The sequence below is a fragment of the Agrobacterium sp. ST15.16.024 genome, from assembly GCF_027956545.1.
GTDB lineage: Bacteria > Pseudomonadota > Alphaproteobacteria > Rhizobiales > Rhizobiaceae > Agrobacterium > Agrobacterium cucumeris.
Genome location: NZ_JAQKGO010000060.1, coordinates 1 through 398 on the forward strand (window position 1 = coordinate 1; position 398 = coordinate 398).

At 57.3% G+C, this 398-nt stretch carries 1 pseudogene; it reads right to left on the reverse strand.

The annotated features are described in order from the left end of the window. Positions 1 to 398: pseudogene (locus tag PL640_RS25630) on the reverse strand (2',3'-cyclic-nucleotide 2'-phosphodiesterase); the annotation flags it as partial.

Genomic DNA, 398 nt, shown 5'->3' on the forward strand with positions numbered 1-398 from the left:
CCTGATACGGGTCGGCGGAGAGGCCGGAGTGAGCGACCACTACCACCACATCAGCCCCTTTCGCCCGCATCTCCGGGATATATTTGCGCGCGGTTTCGGTAATGTCATTGACCGTCACCTTGCCGTTAAGATTGGCTTTATCCCAGGTCATGATCTGCGGCGGCACAAAGCCGATATAGCCGATGCGCAGGGTGTGGGATTGACCGTCGCTGTCCACGACCCGGGTATCCTGGATCAGGTACGGCGTAAACATCGGTTTTCCGGTTTTGGCATCGATGATATTGGCGTTCACGTAGGGGAACTTCGCCCCGGCCAGCGCCTTGTGCAGGAAGTCGAGACCGTAATTGAACTCATGGTTGCCCAGATTGCCGACGGCGTAATTCAGGGTGTTCATCGCC